Annotated in this window: 21 protein-coding genes and 1 riboswitch; of the genes, 15 read left to right on the plus strand and 6 right to left on the minus strand. The window is 65.3% G+C overall.

Going from position 1 to position 20,474, the window contains the following annotated elements; all coding sequences use genetic code 11:
- Positions 1-54 precede the first annotated feature (54 nt).
- A complete protein-coding gene (locus tag YUU_RS0114715) occupies positions 55-522 on the minus strand; it encodes a hypothetical protein (RefSeq protein ID WP_027523071.1) in 468 nt (155 codons plus the stop codon).
- 181 nt (positions 523-703) lie between these two features.
- Between YUU_RS0114715 and YUU_RS0114720 the strand changes: the two genes are divergently transcribed.
- Positions 704-1,009, plus strand: a complete 306-nt coding sequence (locus tag YUU_RS0114720) for a hypothetical protein (protein ID WP_027523072.1) — start codon at positions 704-706, stop codon at positions 1,007-1,009.
- 39 nt (positions 1,010-1,048) lie between these two features.
- Positions 1,049-1,585, plus strand: coding sequence for a DUF3617 family protein (locus YUU_RS0114725; RefSeq protein WP_027523073.1), 537 nt, complete (start codon positions 1,049-1,051; stop codon positions 1,583-1,585).
- Positions 1,586-1,645: 60 nt separating this feature from the next.
- Here YUU_RS0114725 and YUU_RS0114730 read toward each other — a convergent pair whose 3' ends face one another.
- From YUU_RS0114730 to YUU_RS0114740, 3 genes are read right to left on the minus strand one after another with little or no spacing between them, the layout of a single operon-like run.
- The gene (locus YUU_RS0114730) at positions 1,646-3,034 is read right to left on the minus strand and encodes an ATP-binding protein (protein WP_027523074.1); all 1,389 of its coding nucleotides are present in this window, start codon (positions 3,032-3,034) and stop codon (positions 1,646-1,648) included.
- A gap of 19 nt (positions 3,035-3,053) precedes the next feature.
- Positions 3,054-3,782, minus strand: a complete 729-nt coding sequence (locus YUU_RS0114735; protein WP_027523075.1) for a response regulator — start codon at positions 3,780-3,782, stop codon at positions 3,054-3,056.
- The gene (locus YUU_RS0114740) at positions 3,779-4,321 is read right to left on the minus strand and encodes a MarR family winged helix-turn-helix transcriptional regulator (protein WP_027523076.1); all 543 of its coding nucleotides are present in this window, start codon (positions 4,319-4,321) and stop codon (positions 3,779-3,781) included. The genes YUU_RS0114735 and YUU_RS0114740 overlap by 4 nt, the downstream gene beginning before the upstream one ends.
- A 344-nt stretch (positions 4,322-4,665) precedes the next feature.
- On the opposite strand from YUU_RS0114740, the gene YUU_RS0114750 reads away from it, so the two are divergent.
- From YUU_RS0114750 to YUU_RS50905, 6 genes are all read left to right on the plus strand, one after another.
- Positions 4,666-5,748, plus strand: a complete 1,083-nt coding sequence (locus tag YUU_RS0114750) for a branched-chain amino acid aminotransferase (RefSeq protein WP_027523077.1) — start codon at positions 4,666-4,668, stop codon at positions 5,746-5,748.
- A gap of 124 nt (positions 5,749-5,872) precedes the next feature.
- Positions 5,873-6,763 carry a branched-chain amino acid aminotransferase gene (locus tag YUU_RS0114755; RefSeq protein WP_027523078.1) on the plus strand — a complete coding sequence of 297 codons (891 nt, stop codon included), beginning with the start codon at positions 5,873-5,875 and terminating at the stop codon, positions 6,761-6,763.
- 207 nt (positions 6,764-6,970) lie between these two features.
- Positions 6,971-7,498 carry a YegJ family protein gene (locus YUU_RS0114760; RefSeq protein ID WP_027523079.1) on the plus strand — a complete coding sequence of 176 codons (528 nt, stop codon included), beginning with the start codon at positions 6,971-6,973 and terminating at the stop codon, positions 7,496-7,498.
- 317 nt (positions 7,499-7,815) lie between these two features.
- The gene (gene hisS / locus YUU_RS0114765) at positions 7,816-9,195 is read left to right on the plus strand and encodes a histidine--tRNA ligase (protein WP_371260488.1); all 1,380 of its coding nucleotides are present in this window, start codon (positions 7,816-7,818) and stop codon (positions 9,193-9,195) included.
- 67 nt (positions 9,196-9,262) lie between these two features.
- Complete coding sequence (locus tag YUU_RS0114770; protein ID WP_084801445.1) at positions 9,263-9,517, plus strand: tautomerase family protein; 255 nt, start codon at positions 9,263-9,265, stop codon at positions 9,515-9,517.
- A 181-nt stretch (positions 9,518-9,698) separates the two neighbouring features.
- Positions 9,699-10,046, plus strand: coding sequence for a thioesterase family protein (locus tag YUU_RS50905; RefSeq protein ID WP_245288020.1), 348 nt, complete (start codon positions 9,699-9,701; stop codon positions 10,044-10,046).
- 122 nt (positions 10,047-10,168) lie between these two features.
- Here YUU_RS50905 and proC read toward each other — a convergent pair whose 3' ends face one another.
- On the minus strand, positions 10,169-10,996 hold the full coding sequence (gene proC, locus YUU_RS0114780; protein ID WP_027523081.1) for a pyrroline-5-carboxylate reductase: 828 nt from the start codon (positions 10,994-10,996) through the stop codon (positions 10,169-10,171).
- A gap of 176 nt (positions 10,997-11,172) precedes the next feature.
- The gene (locus YUU_RS0114785) at positions 11,173-11,673 is read right to left on the minus strand and encodes a YbjN domain-containing protein (RefSeq protein ID WP_027523082.1); all 501 of its coding nucleotides are present in this window, start codon (positions 11,671-11,673) and stop codon (positions 11,173-11,175) included.
- A 401-nt stretch (positions 11,674-12,074) separates the two neighbouring features.
- Positions 12,075-12,226, plus strand: a riboswitch (FMN riboswitch).
- A 77-nt stretch (positions 12,227-12,303) separates the two neighbouring features.
- On the opposite strand from YUU_RS0114785, the gene YUU_RS0114790 reads away from it, so the two are divergent.
- The 7 genes from YUU_RS0114790 to YUU_RS0114820 all read left to right on the plus strand — a co-directional run bounded on the left by YUU_RS0114790 (position 12,304) and on the right by YUU_RS0114820 (position 20,466).
- Entirely contained in the window at positions 12,304-12,882 is a 579-nt protein-coding gene (locus YUU_RS0114790) for a 6,7-dimethyl-8-ribityllumazine synthase (RefSeq protein WP_027523083.1), read from the plus strand.
- Between the two features lie 101 nt (positions 12,883-12,983).
- Positions 12,984-14,186, plus strand: a complete 1,203-nt coding sequence (locus YUU_RS0114795; protein WP_027523084.1) for an MHYT domain-containing protein — start codon at positions 12,984-12,986, stop codon at positions 14,184-14,186.
- Between the two features lie 321 nt (positions 14,187-14,507).
- A complete protein-coding gene (locus YUU_RS0114800) occupies positions 14,508-15,371 on the plus strand; it encodes a xanthine dehydrogenase family protein subunit M (RefSeq protein WP_027523085.1) in 864 nt (287 codons plus the stop codon).
- 11 nt (positions 15,372-15,382) lie between these two features.
- Positions 15,383-15,883 carry a (2Fe-2S)-binding protein gene (locus tag YUU_RS0114805; protein WP_027523086.1) on the plus strand — a complete coding sequence of 167 codons (501 nt, stop codon included), beginning with the start codon at positions 15,383-15,385 and terminating at the stop codon, positions 15,881-15,883.
- Positions 15,880-18,300 (plus strand): aerobic carbon-monoxide dehydrogenase large subunit, encoded by a 2,421-nt coding sequence (locus YUU_RS0114810; RefSeq protein WP_027523087.1) that lies wholly within the window; start codon positions 15,880-15,882, stop codon positions 18,298-18,300. Before YUU_RS0114805 ends, YUU_RS0114810 begins: the two co-directional genes overlap by 4 nt.
- 100 nt (positions 18,301-18,400) lie before the next feature.
- Complete coding sequence (locus YUU_RS0114815; RefSeq protein WP_027523088.1) at positions 18,401-19,267, plus strand: MoxR family ATPase; 867 nt, start codon at positions 18,401-18,403, stop codon at positions 19,265-19,267.
- Positions 19,264-20,466, plus strand: a complete 1,203-nt coding sequence (locus tag YUU_RS0114820) for a VWA domain-containing protein (RefSeq protein ID WP_027523089.1) — start codon at positions 19,264-19,266, stop codon at positions 20,464-20,466. Before YUU_RS0114815 ends, YUU_RS0114820 begins: the two co-directional genes overlap by 4 nt.
- Positions 20,467-20,474 lie beyond the last annotated feature (8 nt).

Below are 20,474 nucleotides of genomic sequence, written 5' to 3' on the forward strand. Positions count from 1 at the left end.
ACATTTCAAGAACAAAATGGACGACGCCCGCCTTGGCGCGACGATTCGCCCGAATCAGGGTTTTGCCGCCCGGCAGGCGGGATTGTACGCCCAGTTGCGGTCGAGACCGACCACGCACCATTCGACGCCCTGGCCGAAGCCGGCAAAGCCGCCGTCCTCGAGGATCGAGAAATGCACCCTGCGCACCTTGCCGTCGCTGAGCATGGCCTCGCCCGTGCAGTAGCGGCGCGGAATGTTGTCGGACTGCCAGGGCCGGAAGGCGGTCTCGTGGACCCCCGCGAAGCCCGTGATCTTCAACGACGAATTCCAGAACGAGCTTTCTTTCTCCCAGAACTGGGTGGCGATCGTCGGCAGTGCCTTGTCGCAATCCGCGACGCGGCCGTCATAGCGGGGGCCATCGAGCCAGAAGTTCAGCTCCAGCGGATTGGCGGCCTTGGCCTCGGTCAGCGACAGCGCCCCCAGGACGAGGCCGAATACCGCGGCAAAGCGGAGCGATTTCAGGGAGGTGACGAGGTCGCGCATGGGCAATCCAGGAGGCATGGTTGCAAGCAACGGACCGTGCCGCGAAGGTGGGGAGAGGTCAAGTGCAGCCGGGCAACACTCGCTGACGAGTTGCACGCAACGTCGCGCTTGGCAGGCCTTCCGTTCTTTTCAGCACGTCCGCGGCGCCGTAGACTGGCGCCAGCCAAAGGGAGTGACGGGAATGCGAATCATTGCGGCCGCGAGCCTTCTTGCCAGCCTGGTTGTCTCGGGACTGCTGGCGGGTGCGCCGGCGCGCGCCGACATCCTTCCGGTGCCGCCCGTCAAGGGCAACGACACCGGCGGCATCATCGCCTATTCAATGGCGACGCAGGTCGATGCGCGGCAGATCGCAGTCGACCACTGCGCCCGTTACGGCAAGGTGGTGAAATTCCTCGCCGTGCAGCCCTATGACGGCGGCTACATCTCGTTCTCCTGCCGCTGGGTGCCGTATGGCGCGGCCGAGCAGCCGCTGCGCACGCTGTACTGATCCCCTTCAGACCGCAAGCTGTGACCGGGAGTTGGGCGCATGACGCGACGGCCTGTTGTTTTCTGCGCTAGCCTGCTTGTGCTCGCGATGTCGGCGACGACGGCTGCGCATGCGGTGGATCTGCCGGTGCGCAAGGCCGGCCTCTGGGAGATGAAGATGCTTCGCTCCGGCGGGCCGATGCCGGAGATGACCATGCAGCACTGCACCGACGAGAACGTCGACAAGGAGATGAACAACAACGTCTCCCCGATGGCGAAGCAGATCTGCACCAAGCAGGACATCCAGAAGACCGCGACCGGTTACGTCAGCGATTCCGTCTGCAACGTTGCCGGCACCACCACGACCTCGCATGCCGAGATCACCGGCGACTTCAACACAGCCTATACGGTGAAGAGCACCGCGCACATCCAGGGCGGCGTTGCCGGAGCTGCGGGGCACGACGCGACCACGACGATCGAGGCCAAGTGGCTCGGTCCGTGCAAGGCGGACCAGAAGCCCGGCGACATCGTGATGCCCGGCGGCTTCAAGATGAACGTCAAGGACGCGGCGAAGCTGAAGGATCTGCTGCCGAAGTAGGGTGGTAGCCGCACGGGTGGTGCACTCTCTCTCCCCGCAAGCGGGGCGAGGTAGGAAATGCTACACCGGAATCCGCACCGATGCCCGCAGGCCGCCCATCGGGCTGTCGCCGAGCGTGATGTCGCCGCCATGCGAGCGCGCGATATCGCGGGCGATCGCAAGGCCGAGGCCGGTGCCGCCTTCGTCCTGGTTGCGGGCGTCGTCCAGCCGCAGGAATGGCTTGAACACTTCCTCGCGCAGATGCGTGGGGATGCCGGGCCCGTCGTCGTCGATGGTGACCGTGAGGTAGCGGTGATCGCGCTGGCCGGTGATGGCGATCGTCTTGCCGTAGCGTGCCGCGTTGGTGACGAGGTTGGCGAGACAGCGTTTGAACGAGGCCGGCTTCACCGTCACTACGGGCAGGCCGTTGAACGCGACAGTCGCGGTGTGGCCGTGACGTTCGGCGTCGCTGCGTAGCTCCTCGAGCGCCTGCGCCATGTCGGTCGGCTGCGACTGCTCGCCGGAATCGCCGCGCGCGAAGGCGAGGTAGTCCTCGAGCATCATCGACATCTCGTCGACGTCCTTGCGCATGCCCTCGAGCTCGGGATTGTCGCCGATCAGCGCCAGCTCGAGCTTGAAGCGGGTCAGGATGGTGCGCAGATCGTGGCTGACGCCGGCCAGCATCGCGGTGCGCTGCTCGATCGAGCGCTCGACGCGCGACTTCATCTCCAGGAACGCCATTGCGGCGCGCCGGACCTCGCGTGCACCGCGCGGGCGGAAGTTGGGCGCATCGCGGCCTTTGCCAAAACTTTCGGCGGCGTCCGCGAGCTTCAGGATCGGCTTGATCTGGTTGCGCAGGAACAGCACTGCGACAATCAGCAGGATCGAGGAGGTGCCGACCATCCAGAACAGGAAGATCTCCGAGTTCGAGGCATAGGCCGCGCTGCGCTGCGCAAACACGCGCATGATGGCGTCGTCGAGCTGGATGCGGATCTCGACCACGTTGGAGCGGCCGACCGTGTCGATCCAGAACGGGCGTCCGATCTGGCGGCCGAGCTGCACCGAGAGCGTCTGGTCGAGCAGCGAGAAGAACGGCTTCGGCCCTGGCTGCGGCATGTCGCCGGCGGGCAGGAAGTCGACCACCAGGCCAAGGCGCTGCTGCGCGATGCGCCTGATCTGGTCGCGGTCCTTGTCTTGCGGATAACCCTTGTAGACGTCGATCAGCGCGGCGATGTCCTGCACCACCGCAGCCGAAAGACGCCGCGTCACCGTGTTCCAGTGCCGCTCCATGAACACGAAGGCGACGACCGATTGCAGCACCACCATCGGCACGATCATGATCAACAGCGCGCGGGCATAGAGGCCGGTCGGCATCCAGCCTTTGAACGCATTGCCCATCCAGCCATTGACGGCGGAGACGCGGTCGGCGGCGCTCCTCAGCAGCGTCAGGCCGGTGTCGATCGTACTCATCGCGCCCGCTTCATCCGGTCTATGGCGAGGCCACCAGCCGGTAGCCGATGCCGCGTACCGCCTGGAGGAACAGGGGATTGGCGGGGTCGTTCTCGATCTTGCGCCGCAGGCGGTTGATCTGCACGTCGACTGCGCGCTCGTTGACGCTGCCGTTGCCGGTCAGCGCGGCGCGCGGCACGGTCTCGCCCTGGCTGTCTGCGAGGATGCGCAGCATCTCGCGCTCGCGGTCGGTCAGGTGGATGACCTCCTCGCCCTGGCGCAACTCGCCGCGATCGAGATGGAAGACGTAAGGACCGAACGCGATCTTCTCGATCGTGGTGACTTGAGGCGGGGCGGTACGCTTGAGAATGTTGTTGATACGCAGCGCAAGCTCGCGCGGCTCGAACGGCTTTGCCACATAGTCGTCGGCGCCGATCTGCAGACCCTCGATGCGGGCTTCCGCCTCGTGGCGCGCCGTCAGCATCACGATCGGCACCGAGGAGGATGTCCGGATGAAGCGGGCGAGGTCGAAGCCGGTCTCGCCGGGCATCATGACGTCGAGGATCAACAGATCGAAATGCAGGCCCATGAGCTTGGCGCGGGCATCGCTCGCGCTGGCGGCGGTCGAAACGCGATAGCCTTCGGCGGCGAGAAAGCGCGACAGGAGATCGCGGATGCGGCGGTCGTCGTCGACGAGGAGGATGTGTGGGGCGTCGTCGGCGGGCTCCACCGGCGGACGGGCGAGCGTGGCAGCGAGTGGCACGGTCACTCCTTTGTGGCTTGGTTGACGTTGGCGAAGATCGTCTCCAGCACCTTGTCGGGATCCTGGCGGTCGATCATGGCGCGCAGGAAGCGTTTCACGGTCTCGGCGTCCTGCGGGCCGATCTCGGCGAGCGCCCGGTTGATTCGCGTGGTCTGGAGCCCGGCGAGCTTCTGCACCAGCGCCTCGCCCTTCGGTGTCGCATAGAGCAGGCGCTGGCGGCGGTCGTTATCGCCGGTCTTCTGCACGATATAGCCCTCATCGAGCAACTGCTTGAGCACGCGCCCGAGCGACTGCTTGGTGATGCGCAGGACGTCCAGGAGGTCGGCGACCTTGAGGCCGGGATAGCGGTAGACGAAATGCATGACGCGGTGATGGGCCCGGCCGAAGCCGAACGCCTCCAGTTCCTGGTCGGGATCGCCTACGAAATCGCGATAGGCGAAGAACAGGAGCTCGATGATATCCCAGCGCAAATTGCCCACGTCGCTGGCTGCCGGCTTGGTCTCGGCGGCGTCGGGGGAGGGGTTTGCGAAATTTATGTCAGGCATATTGACGTATCTTGGGTTCAATGTTACAAAACGATCAACCCGGACGAAATTTTAGATCGCTTCGTTCGGGAATGATGTTGTCCAAAGCGGCCGGGGAAGTGCCGGACAGGCAGCGCCGGCCGGACCAGATCTACCGTGCGATTGTCGAGCGGCATATCGGCAAAACATACTGGACTTCCGCCCTCCGCAAAAGCATGTCCTGTCGCGACATGCTGGCCACGGGAAACCGGCCGTAACAAGGCTGGTCACGGTCGGGGGCCAGACCTGGTTAAGTTATCAAGCCCGAAAGAGGCAGGCCGGCGCGTTTCCGCGCGCCGATTGCGACAGCGGGAGGCAAGGGAAAAATGAGTCTGAAATTCGAAATCCAGCCTGCCACCAATCCGACCTCCGAGACGGAGCGCACGGCAAAGCTTGAAAACCCTGGCTTCGGCCGGGTCTTCACCGATCACATGGCCGTGGTCCGCTACAGCCAGGCCAAGGGCGGTTGGCATGACGCGCATGTTGAAGCCCGCGCCAATTTCCAGCTCGATCCGGCCGGCGCCGTGCTGCATTACGCCCAGGAGATCTTCGAGGGCCTGAAGGCCTACAAGCGCGACGACGGCGGCGTGAACCTGTTCCGCCCCGACGCCAATGCGCGGCGCTTCAAGAGTTCCGCCGAGCGCATGGCGATGGCGCCACTGTCCGAGGACGTCTTCATCGAGGCGGTCGAACAGCTCGTGCGGATCGACCGCGCCTGGATGCCGGGCGGCGAGGGCAGTCTTTACCTGCGGCCCTTCATGATCGCCAACGAGGTCTTCCTCGGCGTGAAGCCGTCGGCGGAATACATCTTTGCCGTCATCGCGTCGCCGGTCGGCTCATATTTCAAGGGCGGCCCTGCACCTGTCTCGATCTGGGTGTCGGAGAACTACACGCGCGCGGCGGTCGGCGGCACCGGCGCCGTCAAGTGCGGCGGCAATTACGCTGCGAGCCTGCGCGCGCAGGCCGAGGCCATCGAGCACGGCTGCGACCAGGTCGTGTTCCTCGATGCGGTCGAGCGACGCTATGTCGAGGAGCTCGGCGGCATGAACATCTTCTTCGTGTTCGACGACGGCTCGCTGGTCACCCCGCCGCTCGGCACCATCTTGCCGGGCATCACCCGCGATTCCATCATCGCGCTGGCCAAGGATGCTGGCTCGGTGGTGCGCGAGGAGCCCTACTCGATCGACCAGTGGCGCAAGGATGCGGCCAGCGGCAAGCTTAAGGAAGCTTTCGCCTGCGGCACTGCCGCTGTCATCTCGCCGATCGGCAAGGTGTGCTCGGCGAGCGGCGACTTCCTCATCAGCGGCGGCGCAGCAGGCCCGGTCGCCATGGGGCTGCGCAAGCAGCTTGTCGACATCCAGTACGGCCGGACCAACGACCCGCACGACTGGATCAGAAAGGTGTTTTGACCTGCGGCGGCCTCGGGCCATCGCTTTCTCATCGTCTCCCTGATCGAGCACCGTCAGCACGCGTTCCGCCGGGACGCGTGCACGGGCGCGTGTGCGATGAACTCAACGCCAGCGGGAGAAAATCATGGGAGTTTCATTCGATGAGATCGACGGCGTCATCTGGTATGACGGCAGGTTGGTGCCGTGGAAGGATGCCAACGTCCATCTGCTGACCCATGGCCTGCATTATGCGAGCTGCGTGTTCGAGGGCGAGCGCGCCTATGGCGGCAGGGTGTTCAGGAGCACGGCGCATTCCGAGCGGCTGAAGGCGTCAGCCAACATCCTCGATTTCGAGATCCCGTTCTCGGTCGCGGAGATCGATGCAGCCAAACAGCTTGTCATCGACACGAACAATCTGCCGGATGCCTATCTGCGCCCGATCGCCTGGCGCGGCTCGGAGATGATGGGCGTCTCCGCCCCGAACAACACCATTCACCTCGCAATCGCCGCCTGGCAATGGCCGAGCTATTTCGATCGCGCCGCGAGGCTGAAGGGGATCCGCGTCGATCTCGCCGAGTATCGAAGGCCAGATCCGCGCACGATTCCGGCGCTCGCCAAGGCCAGTGGCCTCTACATGATCTGCACCATCTCAAAGCACAAGGCCGAGCGCAAAGGCTATGCGGATGCGATGATGCTGGATTGGGAGGGCCGCGTTGCCGAATGCACCGGCGCCAATATCTTCTTCGTCCGCGACGGCAAGCTTCACACCCCCATCGCCGACTGCTTCCTCGCCGGCATCACGCGCGCCACCGTGATCGACCTCGCGGGGCGCCGCGGTATCGAGGTGATCGAGCGGCGGATCATGCCGGAGGAGCTCGACGGCTTTGCCGAGTGCTTCATCACCGGCACCGCCGCCGAGGTGACGGCGGTCTCCGAGATCGCGGAGCGGAGGTTTGCGCCCGGCGCGATCTCGGAGCAGTTGATACGGGACTACGCGGCGGAAGTGCAACCCAAGGGCAAGCTTGCGGCGGCGTAAGGGGCTCTGGTGTCCCGGACGCGGCGCGGCACGGAGTGACGCGACGCTGAGCCGGGACCCATCGGAGCCGGATGGGCCCCGGATCAGCAGCGCACCACGCCGCAAGCGCGGCGCGCTGCGCTGCATCTGGGGAACGCCGGCGTCATGAACGCACCCGCGCGATCGCGCGACAAAGCCGGAGACATCAAGGCATTTGGACGCGCGATCATGGCTCCCACGCTCCCCCAATCCCTGAAATGGGCAGTGCTCGCTGCCATCACCGGCATCACGGTCTTCGGCATTCTGACGATCGGCCCCACGCCGCAGGTCGGGGCCCAGGACCGCTCGCCGGTCATCGACGTCCGCACCGGCAATCCCGAGATGAACGCCGCGATCGCCCGCGCGCGTGGCACGCTGCCGACGTTCTGGGCCTCCTACGATGCGCCGAAAGCGACGGAGACCGGGCACTCCCTGAAGGTGCGCTTCCCGACAGGCGGCGACAGCGCCGAGCACATCTGGATGGCCGACGTGAAGAAGCTTCCCAACGGCACCTATTCCGGGCGCTTCGCCAACCGCCCGCGCGACCTGCCGGGCAAGCGGGAAGGCGACCTCGTCGAGTTTGGGGATGCCGACATTTCGGACTGGATGTTCATGCGCAACGACAAGATCGTCGGCGGCGAGACCATCAAGCCGCTCCTGAAATCCATGCCGAAGGCCGACGCCGACGCGCTGCGGGCGCGGATGGAGCAGCCGTAGGGCGCGACGCGGAGCACGCTCTCTCTTCCCCTCGCCCCGCCTGCGGGGAGAGGGTGGGGTGAGGGGGAGTCTCCACGGGGGCGGTGGCAGTGAGATTCGCGGAGAGTCCCCCTCACCCGAAATTCCCGCTTGCAGCGTGAATTTCGACCTCTCCTCGCAAGCGGGGCGAGGTGAAGAACACGCCAGTTGCCGCATCGCGCGTCGGCTGGTAAACGCCGCGCATGGCCGAAAAACCCAAAAAACCCCAGAAACTGAAGGCGCGCCTGCCGCGCGGGCTGGAGGATCGCGATCCCGCCGCGATCAAGGCCACGCGCCAGATGGTCGAGAAGATCCGGGCCGTCTACGAGCTCTACGGATTCGAGCCGGTGGAAACGCCGGCCATGGAGTATACGGACGCGCTCGGAAAATTCCTGCCCGACCAGGACCGCCCGAACGAGGGCGTGTTCTCGTTCCAGGACGATGACGAGCAGTGGATCTCCTTGCGCTACGACCTGACCGCGCCGCTCGCGCGTTACGTCGCCGAGAATTTCGATACGCTGCCAAAACCCTATCGCAGCTACCGCGCCGGCTACGTCTTCCGCAACGAGAAGCCCGGCCCCGGCCGCTTCCGCCAGTTCATGCAGTTCGATGCCGACACGGTCGGCTCGGCGACGCCGGCGGCGGACGCCGAGATTTGCATGATGGCCGCGGACACGATGGAGGCGCTCGGCATCGCGCGTGGCTCCTACGTGGTGAAAGTGAACAACCGGAAAGTTCTCGATGGCGTGCGCGATGCGCTCGGCATCGCCGACGACGCCCAATGGCTCACCGTCATGCGCGCGATCGACAAGCTCGACAGGCTTGGTCTTGCCGGTGTGCGACAACTCCTCGGCGAGGGTCGCAAGGACGAGTCCGGCGACTTCACCAAGGGCGCAGGCCTGAAGGAGGACGACATCGCGCTTGTCATCTCCGCTATCGAACAGAATAACGGACCGCTTGACTCGCGACTGGCGGCCAGTGCCATCGGACAGCAGGGACGCGATGAACTCGACCAGATCGGCAAGCTCGTGTCGGCTGCCGGCTACGGCGAAGATCGCATCAAGATCGATCCTTCCGTCGTCCGCGGCCTCGAATACTACACCGGCCCCGTCTACGAGGTTGAACTCCTGCTCGACACCAAGGACGAGAAGGGCCGCCCGGTTCGCTTCGGCTCGGTCGGCGGCGGCGGGCGTTATGACGGCCTCGTCTCGCGCTTCCGCGGTGAGCCGGTGCCGGCGACAGGTTTTTCGATCGGCGTGTCGCGCTTGCAGGCCGCGCTGACGCTGCTCGGCAAGCTCGACACGCGGCCCGAATTCGGGCCCGTCGTCGTCACCGTGTTCGATCGCGACCGCGTCGCCGACTACCAGAAAATGGTCAGCGCCTTGCGCAGCGCGGGCATCCGCGCCGAGCTCTATCTTGGTAACCCCAAGAACATGGGCAACCAGCTCAAATATGCCGATCGCCGTAATTCGCCTTGCGTGATCATCCAGGGCTCGGATGAGAAGGCGCGCGGCGAGGTCCAGATCAAGGATCTGATCGAAGGCGCCAAGGCCGCGGCCGCGATCGCCTCCAACCAGGAATGGCGCGAGACGCGCCCGGCACAATTCTCGTGCGGCGAGGCCGATCTGGTCGCGAAGGTGCGCGAGGTGCTCGCGCGCCATGACGTGAGCTGGGGTTAGCTATTCGCGATAGCCGTCATGCCCGGGCTTGTCCCGGGCATCTGCGTCCTGTTTGATGCGAACGACCATGAATGGCCGGGATGTGCCCGGTCATCGCGAAAGCCGCAGGGAGAAGACGATGCCTGAGATCACCATCAGCATGGCCGAAGGCCGCACCGACGAACAGAAGGCCGGCATGATGCGCGACATCACGCAGGCGCTGGTGAAGAATCTCGGCGTCGACGCGGAAGCCGTCGTCATCCAGATCAACGAAGCTCCGCTTCGTCACAAGATGAAGGGCGGCAAGACCTTCGTGGAACGCGCGGCCGCGGCGAAGAAGTGACGCGTGAGCGTCATTCCGGGGCAGCCCGCAGGGCTGAACCCCAATGCGCAATTGCGCATTGGGGAATCTCGATCCCCAACCTCTGGATTCCGGGTCCGCGCTTCGCGCGTCCCGGAATGACGAACAAGGCATCATGGACGCACGCGAGTTCATCACGATCGGCATGAGCGCTTAGCGCACGCTGGTGGTGCCGGCGGAGCGCACGGTTGGGCATTTCGTGCCCGGCATGCCGATGGTCTATGCGACGCCGATGATGATCCTGGAGATGGAGATGACTGCGGGGGATGCTATCCGCGGTGCACTTCAGCCGGGCTGGGTCACGGTCGGCACCGAGGTCGACATCCGCCATCTCGCAGCAAGCCTCGTCGGCGCGACGGTGCGGACCACCGCGAAGGTGATCGCGGTCGAGCGCCGCGTGATCCGCTTCGAGGTCGAGGCGTTCGAGGGTGCGCGCAAGCTCGGCGAAGGCCGCCACGCCCGCGGCCTCGTCAATGTCGAGACGTTCAACAAGCGGTTGGGCGCAACGTAGAAGAAGCCGTAAAGCGGGGATGCCGTAGGGTGAGCAAAGGCGCTCTTGCGCCGTGCCATCTCTCCACGTGTGCGACAGAAGTGGTGGGCACGCTTCCGCTTTGCCCACCCTACGGCATCGAATTACTTGGCGAGCTCTTTCGATCGCTTCGTCGCCGCCGCGATCGCGCGGATCATCAGGTCACGCAGGCCCACTTCGCCCATCAGCACCTCGAGCGCCGCGGCGGTGGTGCCGCCGGGCGAGGTGACGTTCTGGCGCAGCGTGCTCGATGCGAGCTCCGAGCGGTGCAACAATTCGCCGGCCCCTGATACGGTCTCGCGCGCGAGTTTGGTTGCGAGCGCTTCCGGCAGACCTGCCTCCACGCCGGCGCGCGCGAGCTCTTCGGCGAGCAGGAAGACATAAGCGGGGCCGGAGCCGGACACGGCGGTGACAGCATCCATCAGGCCTTCATCCTCGACCCATTCGACCGAGCCGGTGGTGCGGAGCAGCGCGTCGGCGACTGCGCGCTGCTTGTCGCTGACATTGTTCGCGGCCACGGCAACCGTGATGCCGCGGCCGATCGCGGCCGGCGTGTTCGGCATCGCGCGCACGACGGCGCCGCCGCAGACTTCTTGCAGCGAGGCGATCGTGGTTCCCGCCATGATCGAGACCACCGAGGTGCCTGCAGACACATAGGGCTTCAGCTTCGCGCCGGCCTCGCGGAAGGATTGCGGCTTGACCGCGACGACAAGCGTCTCGACGCTGCCGGCGCTGGTCACATCCGGATTGAGCGCAACGCCTTTCGCAGCAAGCGCGCTGATCTCCGGCGACAGGTGCGGCTCGATCACCGCGACGCGGCGTGGATCGAGACCTTGCGCCAGCCAGCCGGTCAGCATCGCCCCGCCCATCTTGCCCGCGCCGGCGAGGAGGACTGTGCCGGTGATGTTCTTCAAGGTGCTGTCGTTCGCCATCGCTGGTGCCGCTCACTCGGTGTCGTCCTGGCGAAAGCCAGGACCCATTACCCCGAGTGGTTCTAGTGGATGGGGATGTCGGCAACAAGCACCGCGCGATGCGGTCAGACCTCGCGGTATGGGTCCTGGATCGCGCTCGCTCCGCTCGCATGTCCAGGACGACGAGGGGAGAGGCCTTACGCCTCACCGGCCGTGTCGAACATCGCCGCGTCCATCGCCTCGGTGGTCGACTTGCCCGCCCACACCACGAACTGGAACGCAGGGAAATAGCGCTCGCAGCCGTGGATGGCACCGGCGAGCATGGCCTCGCATTGCGCGGTCGAGGCGGTCAGTCCACCCGGCAGCACCAGGGCCTGGCGGTGCATGATCATGCCAGTGTGGGTCCACAGATCGAAGTGGCCGACCCACAACTGCTCGTTGATGGCGGCGACCAGCCGCTGCACCTCGGAGCGGCGTGCGACCGGAACCTTCATGTCGAACGCGCAGGCCAGATGCAGCGCCTCGATCTCGCCCATCCAGGTGAAGGAGAGCTGATAGTCGGTCCACTGTCCCTTCGAGACGATGGTGATCTCGTCGTCGCCGGAACGTTCGAACGCCCAATTGTTGCTGGCGGCGATGTCCTCCACCACCGAGAGCGGGTGGCTGCGGGAATCGATATTGCTTTCGAGCAGGGACATGCCGTCTCGACCTCTTGCCTTTTTGTTATCTTGATACGCACGCGGTTGGCCCGGCGCGCGCTCCCTTAACGTCGCTGACGGCGATCCCCTCGGATCGCGCGGGCCTTTCGGGGATCAACTGATGTGATTTGCGGAATCTGCGCAACTCCGTCGCGAGTCCGTCCACAAGGTCCGACAGGCTCGTCCACAGCTCATCTCGGTCACAATTATTAATTTGAGAACAAATCGGAATCGGATTGAGCAACTGGTGCGGCAATCGTTAATGCCGTCCCAAAATTCCGTTCCATGGGGCGCCGGACCGCCCCGGCAGCATGGGACCATGCGGTTTGGCGATGCCGAAGGCGCTTGCTGCGGCCGCCCGCCGGCGTCATATTTCATCCAGGTTGTTCATTCCGAGCAGCCGATGTTCTCAGGGCGGGGTGAAAGTCCCCACCGGCGGTAAAGGGCCGTAAGGTCCAAGCCCGCGAGCGCCTTCCTCCGCAAAGGGGAAGGGTCAGCAGATTCGGTGCAACTCCGAAGCCGACGGTTAAAGTCCGGATGAAAGAGAACGGTCGGTGGCGGTCCGCATCGCGAGGATGCGGCCGTTTGTCGTTCCGTATGCCCTGATTCTGGTCCTTAAGAAGGAAAGCCATGAATCAGATGTTGCAAGACCCGCAAGTCGAAGCATCCCAGCTTCACCCCTCCCAAGAAATCAAACCTCCGCCGGTTCCACCCGAGCCGCCGGCGCACGAGCATCCCCGCTTCGCAAAGCCGCAGCGGGTCGCCTTCGTCGAGGCCTGCTGGCATCACGACGTCGTGCAGGAGGCGCGCTTTGCCTTCCTGAAGGAGGCCGAGGCGCGGCATCTCACCCACGTCGACGTGTTCCAGGTGCCGGGCTCGTTCGAGATCCCGCTGCACGCACAGATCCTCGCCAAGACGCGGCGCTACACCGCGATTGTCGCGGCCGGCCTCGTCGTCGACGGTGGCATCTACCGCCATGAGTTCGTCGCCGACACCGTGATCAAGGCGCTGATGGACGTGCAGCTGCGCACCGAGGTGCCGGTGTTCTCCGCCGTGCTGACGCCGCAGCAATTCCACGAGACCGAGGTGCACTACGATTTCTTCCGCAAGCACTTTGCGATCAAGGGCGTCGAGGTTGCCGAGGCCTGCGCCAACACGCTGCACGGACTGGAGCGGCTGCGCGGCCAGGTCGCGGCGGGGATCGTATAACCTTCGTCTCACAGGCCGCCGATTGTCTTTCCCGCCGCTGCGTTGATAAACTCGGCGGCGGGAGGGGACCGGTCCGTGGAGACGGACTGGCCGGCAAGATCATGTTCGAAGGACACGATCCCTATCTGGTCGCGCTCTCGGTGGCGATCGCGAGCCTGGGCGGCTATACCGGCTTTGCGCTTGCGGCGCGCATCCGCAACACGCCGGGCGTCAGCAACCGCGTGCTGCTGGCGGGCGCTGCGGCATTTCTGGCCGTCGGCATCTGGACCATGCATTTCGTCGGCATGCTGGCGGCGCCGCTCCCGCCGGACACCGTCTATCTCGTGCTGCCCACCATCATCTCATTCCTGATCTGCGCGCTGGTCGTCGGCATCTCCCTGTTCTTCGTATCGATCGGCGAGCCATCGCTGAAGCGGGTGGTGTCCTCGGCCGTGCTGCTCGGCGTCGGTATCAGCAGCATGCATTACGTCGGCATCCACGGCCTTTCCGGGCCGTTCACCATTGCGCATGACGAACCTATCGTGCTGCTTTCGGTCGTGGTGGCGATCGGCACCGCCTATGGCGGCTTGCGCGCCTTCCTCGCGCAGCAGGAGGGCTTTCGTCTGATCGTGAGCGCGATCGCCTTCGGCGTCGCGGTGTCAGGGATGCACTACACCGCGATGCACGGCATGCATTTCATGCCGCTGACCGGTGAAGCGCATCAGCATCTCGGCGGCAGCCTTGCGGCGTCGCAGCAAATACTCTCCATCGTGGTGGCCGTGCTGTGCTTCGTGATCGCCGCCGGTTTCCTGCTGTCGCTGGTGCCGGATCCGCGCCGGCAGACGCTGGTGCCGGCGATGGCTGACGACCAGACCGCGCCGGCCGTGGAGGCAGTTGCGCCGGCTCTGGCTGCGGCCTCACCGCGGCCGGTGTCGGCACCGCTCGGCGGCGTTGGTCAGCCGCCGCGCGCGGCGCCCGTCCCGCGCCTGCCGGTGGAAGGCGCCGACGGCACACATTTCATCGATACCGCCGATGTCCGCAGCGTGCGTGCGGATGCCCACTACACGCGGGTGCATGACGGCACCCGCGAGCGCATGTGTCCGTGGTCGATCTCGGAGGCCGAGGCGCAGCTAGACCCCAGTCTCTTTCTCCGGGTGCACCGCAGCCACATCGTCTGCATCCCCCACGTCGCCCTCGTTCGCAGGGAGGGCGACGGCGCCGTGCTCGAGCTCGATGGCCCGTCCCCGCACCGTGTGCCCGTGAGCCGCAGCAAGATCGCGGAGGTCAAGGCAAGGCTGGGGCTGGCGTCGCGGCGGCATGCGTAGACGTTAGCCGAGAGGATGGTGCGCTCCCTCTGCCGCTTGCGGGGGAGGGCTGGGGTGCGGGTGCTTCCGCAATCGAGATTCCCAATGTGGAGCGAGTTCCCACCCGCCGCGCTACGCGCGCCGACCTCCCCCGCAAGCGGGAGAGGTGCAGCGGAGGTCAGGTCCATAGGTCGCCCTCTCTGACGCAATTCGTGGGTTCCAGTCCGCATTTCGTGCGAAATTCCCCTCTTTGTGCCCCAACCATTGCAGCCCGCTCCGCTCAGGAAGACGGTCCCGCCCAACGTCCGCGCCACCGTGCGCAAGGACGATTGGGAGGAGACGATGATCCCCGGCGCATTCAGCTATCACCGGCCGGCAAGCGTTGCCGACGCCGTCAAACTGCTATCCGACCTCGGCGAGGACGCGCGGCCGCTGGCCGGCGGGCACAGCCTTGTGCCGATGATGAAGCTTCGGCTGGCGAGCCCCGCGCATCTGGTCGACCTCCACGGCATCGCCGGCCTCAAGGGCATCCGCCGCGACGGCGATAACCTCGTCATCGGCGCGATGACCACCCAGCATGATCTGCTCGCCTCAGAGGATGTCGCAAGATCAGTGCCGATCCTCCATGAGGCCGCGCTTTTGATCGCCGATCCGCAGGTGCGCTACCGCGGCACGATCGGCGGCAATGTCGCCAATGGCGATCCCGGCAACGACATGCCGGCGCTGATGCTGACGCTGGGCGCGACCTATCGCCTGGAAGGCGCGAATGGCGCCCGCGAGGTCCAGGCGGCCGATTTCTACCAGGGCGCCTATTTCACCGCGCTCGAGCCCGGCGAGATCCTCACCGCTGTCTCGGTTCCATTGCCCGCCGCGGGCCACGGCTACGCCTACGAAAAACTCAAGCGCAAGGTCGGCGATTACGCGACCGCCGCTGCAGCCGTCGTGCTCACCCTGGCGGGCGGCAAGGTCGCAAGCTGCGCGATCGGGCTCACCAATGTCCACGAGACGCCGCTGCTCGCGGCTGACGCCGCGAAAGCGGTGATCGGCACGAGCCTCGATGCGGCTGCGCTGAAGAACGCCGCGGCTGCGGCGCAAGCGATCATGTCGCCGGCGGCGGACGCTCGGGGGCCGGTCGAGTATCGCAAGCATGTCGGCGGCATCATGGTGGCGCGGGCGCTGCAACGCGCCGCGAGCCGCGCGCGCTAGGGGAGGGACGAATGGCAAAAACACATGTGGCAATGAAGGTGAACGGTGCCGAGGTCGAAGGCCTCGTCGAGCCGCGGACGCTGCTCGTGCATTTCATCCGCGAGAACCTCGGGATGACCGGCACCCATATCGGCTGCGAGACCACCCATTGCGGTGCCTGCACCATCGATATCGACGGCATGTCGGTGAAGTCCTGCACCATGTTCGCGGTGCAAGCGCAGGGAAGCGACATCACGACGGTCGAAGGCATGGCCAATGCCGACGGCTCGCTGTCGGCCTTGCAGGAAGGCTTTCGCATGATGCACGGCCTGCAATGCGGTTTCTGCACGCCCGGCATGATCGTGCGGGCGCATCGCTTGCTGAAGGAGAATCCTGCGCCATCCGAAGAGGAAATCCGCATCGGCATCTCCGGCAACATCTGCCGCTGCACCGGCTACCAGAACATCGTTAGGGCGATTCAATACGCCGCTGCCAAGCTCAACGGAATCGAATTCAAGGAGGCCGCGGAATGAACGACTTAACTCCCACGCGGGAACAACGCACGGCCGCACTCGAAGGCATGGGCTGCAAGCGCAAGCGCGTCGAGGACATCCGCTTCACCCAAGGCAAGGGCAACTATGTCGACGACGTCAAGCTGCCGGGCATGCTGCACGGCGACTTCGTCCGCTCGCCACACGCGCATGCGCGCGTCAAGTCGATCAACAGCGAGGAGGCGCTGAAGGTCCCCGGCGTGCTCGCGGTCATCACCGCCGAGACGCTGAAGACGGTCAACCTCGCCTGGATGCCGACGCTCGCCGGCGACGTGCAGATGGTTTTGGCCGACGGCAAGGTGCTGTTCCAGAACCAGGAGGTCGCCTTCGTGGTTGCGACCGACCGCTATGCCGCCGACGACGGTGTCAACAAGGTGGTTGTCGAGTATGAGCCGCTGCCGCCGCTGGTCGATCCCTTCAAGTCGATGGCGCCTGATGCGCCCGTCCTGCGCGAGGATCTCGCAGGCAAGACATCTGGCGCGCACGGCCCGCGCAAGCACCACAACCACATTTTCGAGTGGACGGTCGGTGACAAGGAATTGACCGACGCCGCCTTCAAGAAGGCGGAGGTCACGATCAAGGAGATGATCTCCTATCACCGCACCCATCCGTCGCCGCTGGAGACCTGCCAGTGCGTCTGCTCCTTTGACAAGATCAAGGGCGAATTGACGATCTGGGGCACCTTCCAGGCGCCACACGTGATCCGCACCGTGGTGTCGCTGATCGCGAAGCTCCCGGAGCAGAAGATCCACGTGATCTCGCCCGATATCGGCGGCGGCTTCGGCAACAAGGTCGGCGCCTACCCCGGTTATATATGCGCGGCGGTGGCCTCCATCGTCACCGGCAAGCCGGTGAAATGGGTCGAGGACCGCATCGAGAACCTGACCGCGACCTCGTTTGCGCGCGACTATCACATGACGACCGAGATTGCCGCAAACAAGGACGGCAAGGTCACCGGCCTTCGCGTCCACGTGCTCGCCGATCACGGTGCGTTCGACGCCTGCGCCGATCCGTCGAAATGGCCGGCCGGCTTTTTCAACATCGTCACAGGATCCTACGATTTCCCGACCGCGCATCTCGCGGTCGACGGCGTCTACACCAACAAGGCGCCGGGCGGCGTCGCCTATCGCTGCTCGTTCCGCGTCACGGAAGCCGCCTACTGCATCGAGCGCGCAATGGACATCCTGGCGCAGAAGCTTGGCATGGACCCGGCCGAGCTACGGCTGAAGAACTTTATCAAGCCGGAGCAGTTTCCGTATCACTCGGCCCTGGGCTGGGAATACGACTCCGGTGACTACCATACCGCCATGCGCAAGATGATGGAGACGACCGGCTACGCCGCGCTCCGGAAGGAGCAGGCGGACAAGCGCGCGGCCTTCACGCGCGGCGAGACCCGCGAGATCATGGGCTTAGGCGTCTCCTTCTTCACCGAGATCGTCGGCGCCGGCCCGTCGAAGAACTGCGACATCCTCGGCATCGCGATGTTCGACTCCTGCGAGATCCGCATGCATCCGACCGGTGCCGGCATCGCGCGCATGGGAACGAAGAGCCAGGGCCAGGGCCACGAGACCACCTGGGCCCAGATCATCGCGACCGAGATCGGCATTCCCGCCGACAACATCCAGGTCGAGGAGGGCAACACCGACACCGCGCCTTATGGGCTCGGCACCTACGGATCGCGCTCGACGCCGGTGGCGGGTGCCGCGATCGCCATGGCGGCGCGCAAGATCAAGGCCAAGGCGCAGATGATCGCGGCCTACAAGCTCGAGGTCCACGAGGACGACCTCGAATGGGACATCGACGGCTTCCGGGTGAAGGGCCTGCCGGAAAAATTCATGTCGATGAAGGATATCTGCTGGGCGGCGTACAACTCGGTGCCGCCGGGCATGGAGCCGGGACTGGAGGCGGTCTCCTATTACGATCCGCCCAACATGACTTATCCCTTCGGTGCCTATCTCTGCGTGATGGACATCGACGTCGATACCGGCGTGTACAAGGTCCGGCGTTTCTATGCGCTCGACGATTGCGGCACCCGCATCAACCCGATGATCATCGAGGGCCAGGTGCATGGCGGCCTCACGGAGGCCTTCGCGATCGCGATGGGGCAGGAGATCCGCTACGACGACACCGGCAACGTCGTCACCGGCTCGTTCATGGACTTCTTCATGCCGACGGCAGTCGAGACGCCGCATTGGGAGACCGACTTCACCGTGACCCCGTCGCCGCATCACCCCATAGGCGCCAAGGGCGTCGGCGAGAGCCCGAATGTGGGCGGCGTGCCGGCGTTCTCCAATGCCGTCAATGACGCGTTCTCGTTCTTGGGGAGCACGCACATCCAGATGCCGCACGACTTCTGGCGCAACTGGACAGCGGCGAAGCAGCTGGGAGCGGTGGCATAGTGGAGTTGATCTCGTCATTCCGGGGCGCCCGAAGGGCGAGCCCGGAATCTCGAGATTCCGGGTTCGGCTCTTCGAGCCGCCCCGGAATGACGGAGGTAACATGAAAGGCCGTGACGAGATCGCGCAAGCGCTGGCTGCGTCGGGCTACATCGCCGACGCGGAGCTCGCGACCGCGATCTCGCTGATGCAATTATTGCGGCGTCCGCTGCTGCTGGAAGGCGAGGCGGGCGTCGGCAAGACGGAGGTGGCGAAGGCGCTTGCCAAAGTGCATGCGACCGAGCTGATCCGCCTGCAATGCTATGAGGGTCTCGACCAGTCCTCCGCACTCTATGAATGGAACTACCAGCGCCAACTGCTGGCAATCCAGGCGCATCGTGGCACTGACAGCATCGAGGACCAGATCTTCTCGGAAAAATACCTGCTGGAGCGCCCGTTGCTCGCTGCGATCCGCCGCGCGCAGGCTCCGGTGCTGCTGATCGACGAGATCGACCGCGCCGACGACGAGTTCGAGGCGTTTTTGCTGGAGCTGCTGTCCGACTTCCAGGTCTCGATCCCCGAGCTCGGCACCATTCCCGCGATCACCATCCCGCAGGTGGTGCTGACTTCGAACGGCACGCGCGAACTCTCCGACGCGCTGCGCCGGCGCTGCCTCTATCACTATGTCGACTATCCCGACGTCGATCGCGAGACGCGCATCATCCTGGCGCGGATCGCGGGCGCAAGCCCGTCCCTGTCGCTCCAGATCGCGCACATGGTCGAGGGCGTCCGCAAGGAGGAATTGCGGAAAGTGCCTGGTGTCGCGGAGACGCTGGACTGGGCGGCCGCGCTCGTCGGCCTCGACATAGGCGATCTCCACGATGCGCCCGAGACCGTGCACGAGACGCTGATCTGCCTGTTGAAGACGCATGAGGACCGCGCGCGCGTCACGCGTGAGGTGACGCAGCGCCTGCTCGGGAGGGTCGCATGAGCTGCTGCGGCGCGAGCCCCGAATTCGACGATCTCAACGAGGTCTCCCGACTTGTCTCCGCAAGGCTCGCGGCTTTCCTGCGCACATTGCGTGACGCCGGCTTCCGCGTCGGGCTCGCCGAGGGGCTGGATGCGGCGGCGCTGATGTCTGCGGGCTATGTCGCGCGTCCCGGCCTCCTGCGCTCGGCGTTTAAACATCTGTTTTCGGCGCGCAAGTCCGACTGGGACAAGTTCGACGGCCTGTTCGACGCATTCTGGCTCGGCAAGCGCTCGCGCTCGCGGACGGTCGGCTCGGCGCAAGGCGCGAACAGCCCGTCGCTCAAGAGCTTGCAGGAAGGGGCTATGGAGCAGGGCGGCAAGCAATCGCTCACCGACCAGATCCCGTCATCCGAAGATGCACCGGATGGGCGCGGCGGCGAGGGACGGATGGAAGGCGCCTCGCGCGCCGAGAATCTCGCCGAGGTCGATTTTCGCAAGCTCAGCGATCCCGACCAGATCGCACAGGCCCACGAAGCCGCGGCGCAGCTCGCAAAAGTGATGCGCACGCGGCTGACGCGGCGTGATCTCGCGCGAAGGCGCGGATACCGGCTCGATCTCCGCCGCACCATCCACCGCAACATCAGCCATGGCGGCGTGCCGATCAGCCTGGTGAAGCGGCAGCGCAAGGACAGGCCGCTGCGGCTTATCGTTCTGCTCGACGCGTCGGGCTCGATGAGCGCCTACACATCCGTGTTCCTGCGCTTCATCCACGGCGTGCTCGACGAATTCCACGAGGCCGAGGCGTTCCTGTTCCACACGCGCCTCGCCTACGTTTCCGATGCGCTGAAGGAGAAGGATGCCGGCCGCGCGCTCGACCGGCTCTCGATCATGGCGCAGGGCACCGGTGGCGGCACGAAGATCGGCGAGAGCCTGCAAAGCTTCAACCGTTGGCACGCGCAGCGCGTGATCCATTCGCGCAGTTGCGTGATGATCGTGTCCGACGGCTACGAGACCGGCGACGCCGTATTGCTCGGGCGGGAGATGGCGGCGCTGTCGCGGCGTTGCCGGCGCATCGTCTGGCTCAATCCGATGATGGCGTGGGCGGGCTACGCGCCGGAGGCGAGGGGCATCAAGGCTGTGCTGCCTCATGTCGATCTCTACGCGCCCGCCAATACGCTGCAAAGCCTGCACGCGCTCGAACCCTATCTGGCGAAGCTCTGACGGAGGCG

Source organism: Bradyrhizobium sp. Ec3.3 (assembly GCF_000472925.1).
Lineage (GTDB): Bacteria > Pseudomonadota > Alphaproteobacteria > Rhizobiales > Xanthobacteraceae > Bradyrhizobium.

Coding starts and splice junctions, on each gene's coding strand:
- YUU_RS0114715 (WP_027523071.1), bottom strand. CDS start 522: ATGCGCGACCTCGTCACCTCCCTGAAATCGCTCCGCTTTGCCGCGGTA.
- YUU_RS0114720 (WP_027523072.1), top strand. CDS start 704: ATGCGAATCATTGCGGCCGCGAGCCTTCTTGCCAGCCTGGTTGTCTCG.
- YUU_RS0114725 (WP_027523073.1), top strand. CDS start 1,049: ATGACGCGACGGCCTGTTGTTTTCTGCGCTAGCCTGCTTGTGCTCGCG.
- YUU_RS0114730 (WP_027523074.1), bottom strand. CDS start 3,034: ATGAGTACGATCGACACCGGCCTGACGCTGCTGAGGAGCGCCGCCGAC.
- YUU_RS0114740 (WP_027523076.1), bottom strand. CDS start 4,321: ATGCCTGACATAAATTTCGCAAACCCCTCCCCCGACGCCGCCGAGACC.
- YUU_RS0114750 (WP_027523077.1), top strand. CDS start 4,666: ATGAGTCTGAAATTCGAAATCCAGCCTGCCACCAATCCGACCTCCGAG.
- YUU_RS0114755 (WP_027523078.1), top strand. CDS start 5,873: ATGGGAGTTTCATTCGATGAGATCGACGGCGTCATCTGGTATGACGGC.
- YUU_RS0114760 (WP_027523079.1), top strand. CDS start 6,971: ATGGCTCCCACGCTCCCCCAATCCCTGAAATGGGCAGTGCTCGCTGCC.
- hisS (WP_371260488.1), top strand. CDS start 7,816: ATGGTCGAGAAGATCCGGGCCGTCTACGAGCTCTACGGATTCGAGCCG.
- YUU_RS0114770 (WP_084801445.1), top strand. CDS start 9,263: ATGAATGGCCGGGATGTGCCCGGTCATCGCGAAAGCCGCAGGGAGAAG.
- proC (WP_027523081.1), bottom strand. CDS start 10,996: ATGGCGAACGACAGCACCTTGAAGAACATCACCGGCACAGTCCTCCTC.
- YUU_RS0114785 (WP_027523082.1), bottom strand. CDS start 11,673: ATGTCCCTGCTCGAAAGCAATATCGATTCCCGCAGCCACCCGCTCTCG.
- YUU_RS0114790 (WP_027523083.1), top strand. CDS start 12,304: ATGAATCAGATGTTGCAAGACCCGCAAGTCGAAGCATCCCAGCTTCAC.
- YUU_RS0114795 (WP_027523084.1), top strand. CDS start 12,984: ATGTTCGAAGGACACGATCCCTATCTGGTCGCGCTCTCGGTGGCGATC.
- YUU_RS0114800 (WP_027523085.1), top strand. CDS start 14,508: ATGATCCCCGGCGCATTCAGCTATCACCGGCCGGCAAGCGTTGCCGAC.
- YUU_RS0114805 (WP_027523086.1), top strand. CDS start 15,383: ATGGCAAAAACACATGTGGCAATGAAGGTGAACGGTGCCGAGGTCGAA.
- YUU_RS0114810 (WP_027523087.1), top strand. CDS start 15,880: ATGAACGACTTAACTCCCACGCGGGAACAACGCACGGCCGCACTCGAA.
- YUU_RS0114815 (WP_027523088.1), top strand. CDS start 18,401: ATGAAAGGCCGTGACGAGATCGCGCAAGCGCTGGCTGCGTCGGGCTAC.
- YUU_RS0114820 (WP_027523089.1), top strand. CDS start 19,264: ATGAGCTGCTGCGGCGCGAGCCCCGAATTCGACGATCTCAACGAGGTC.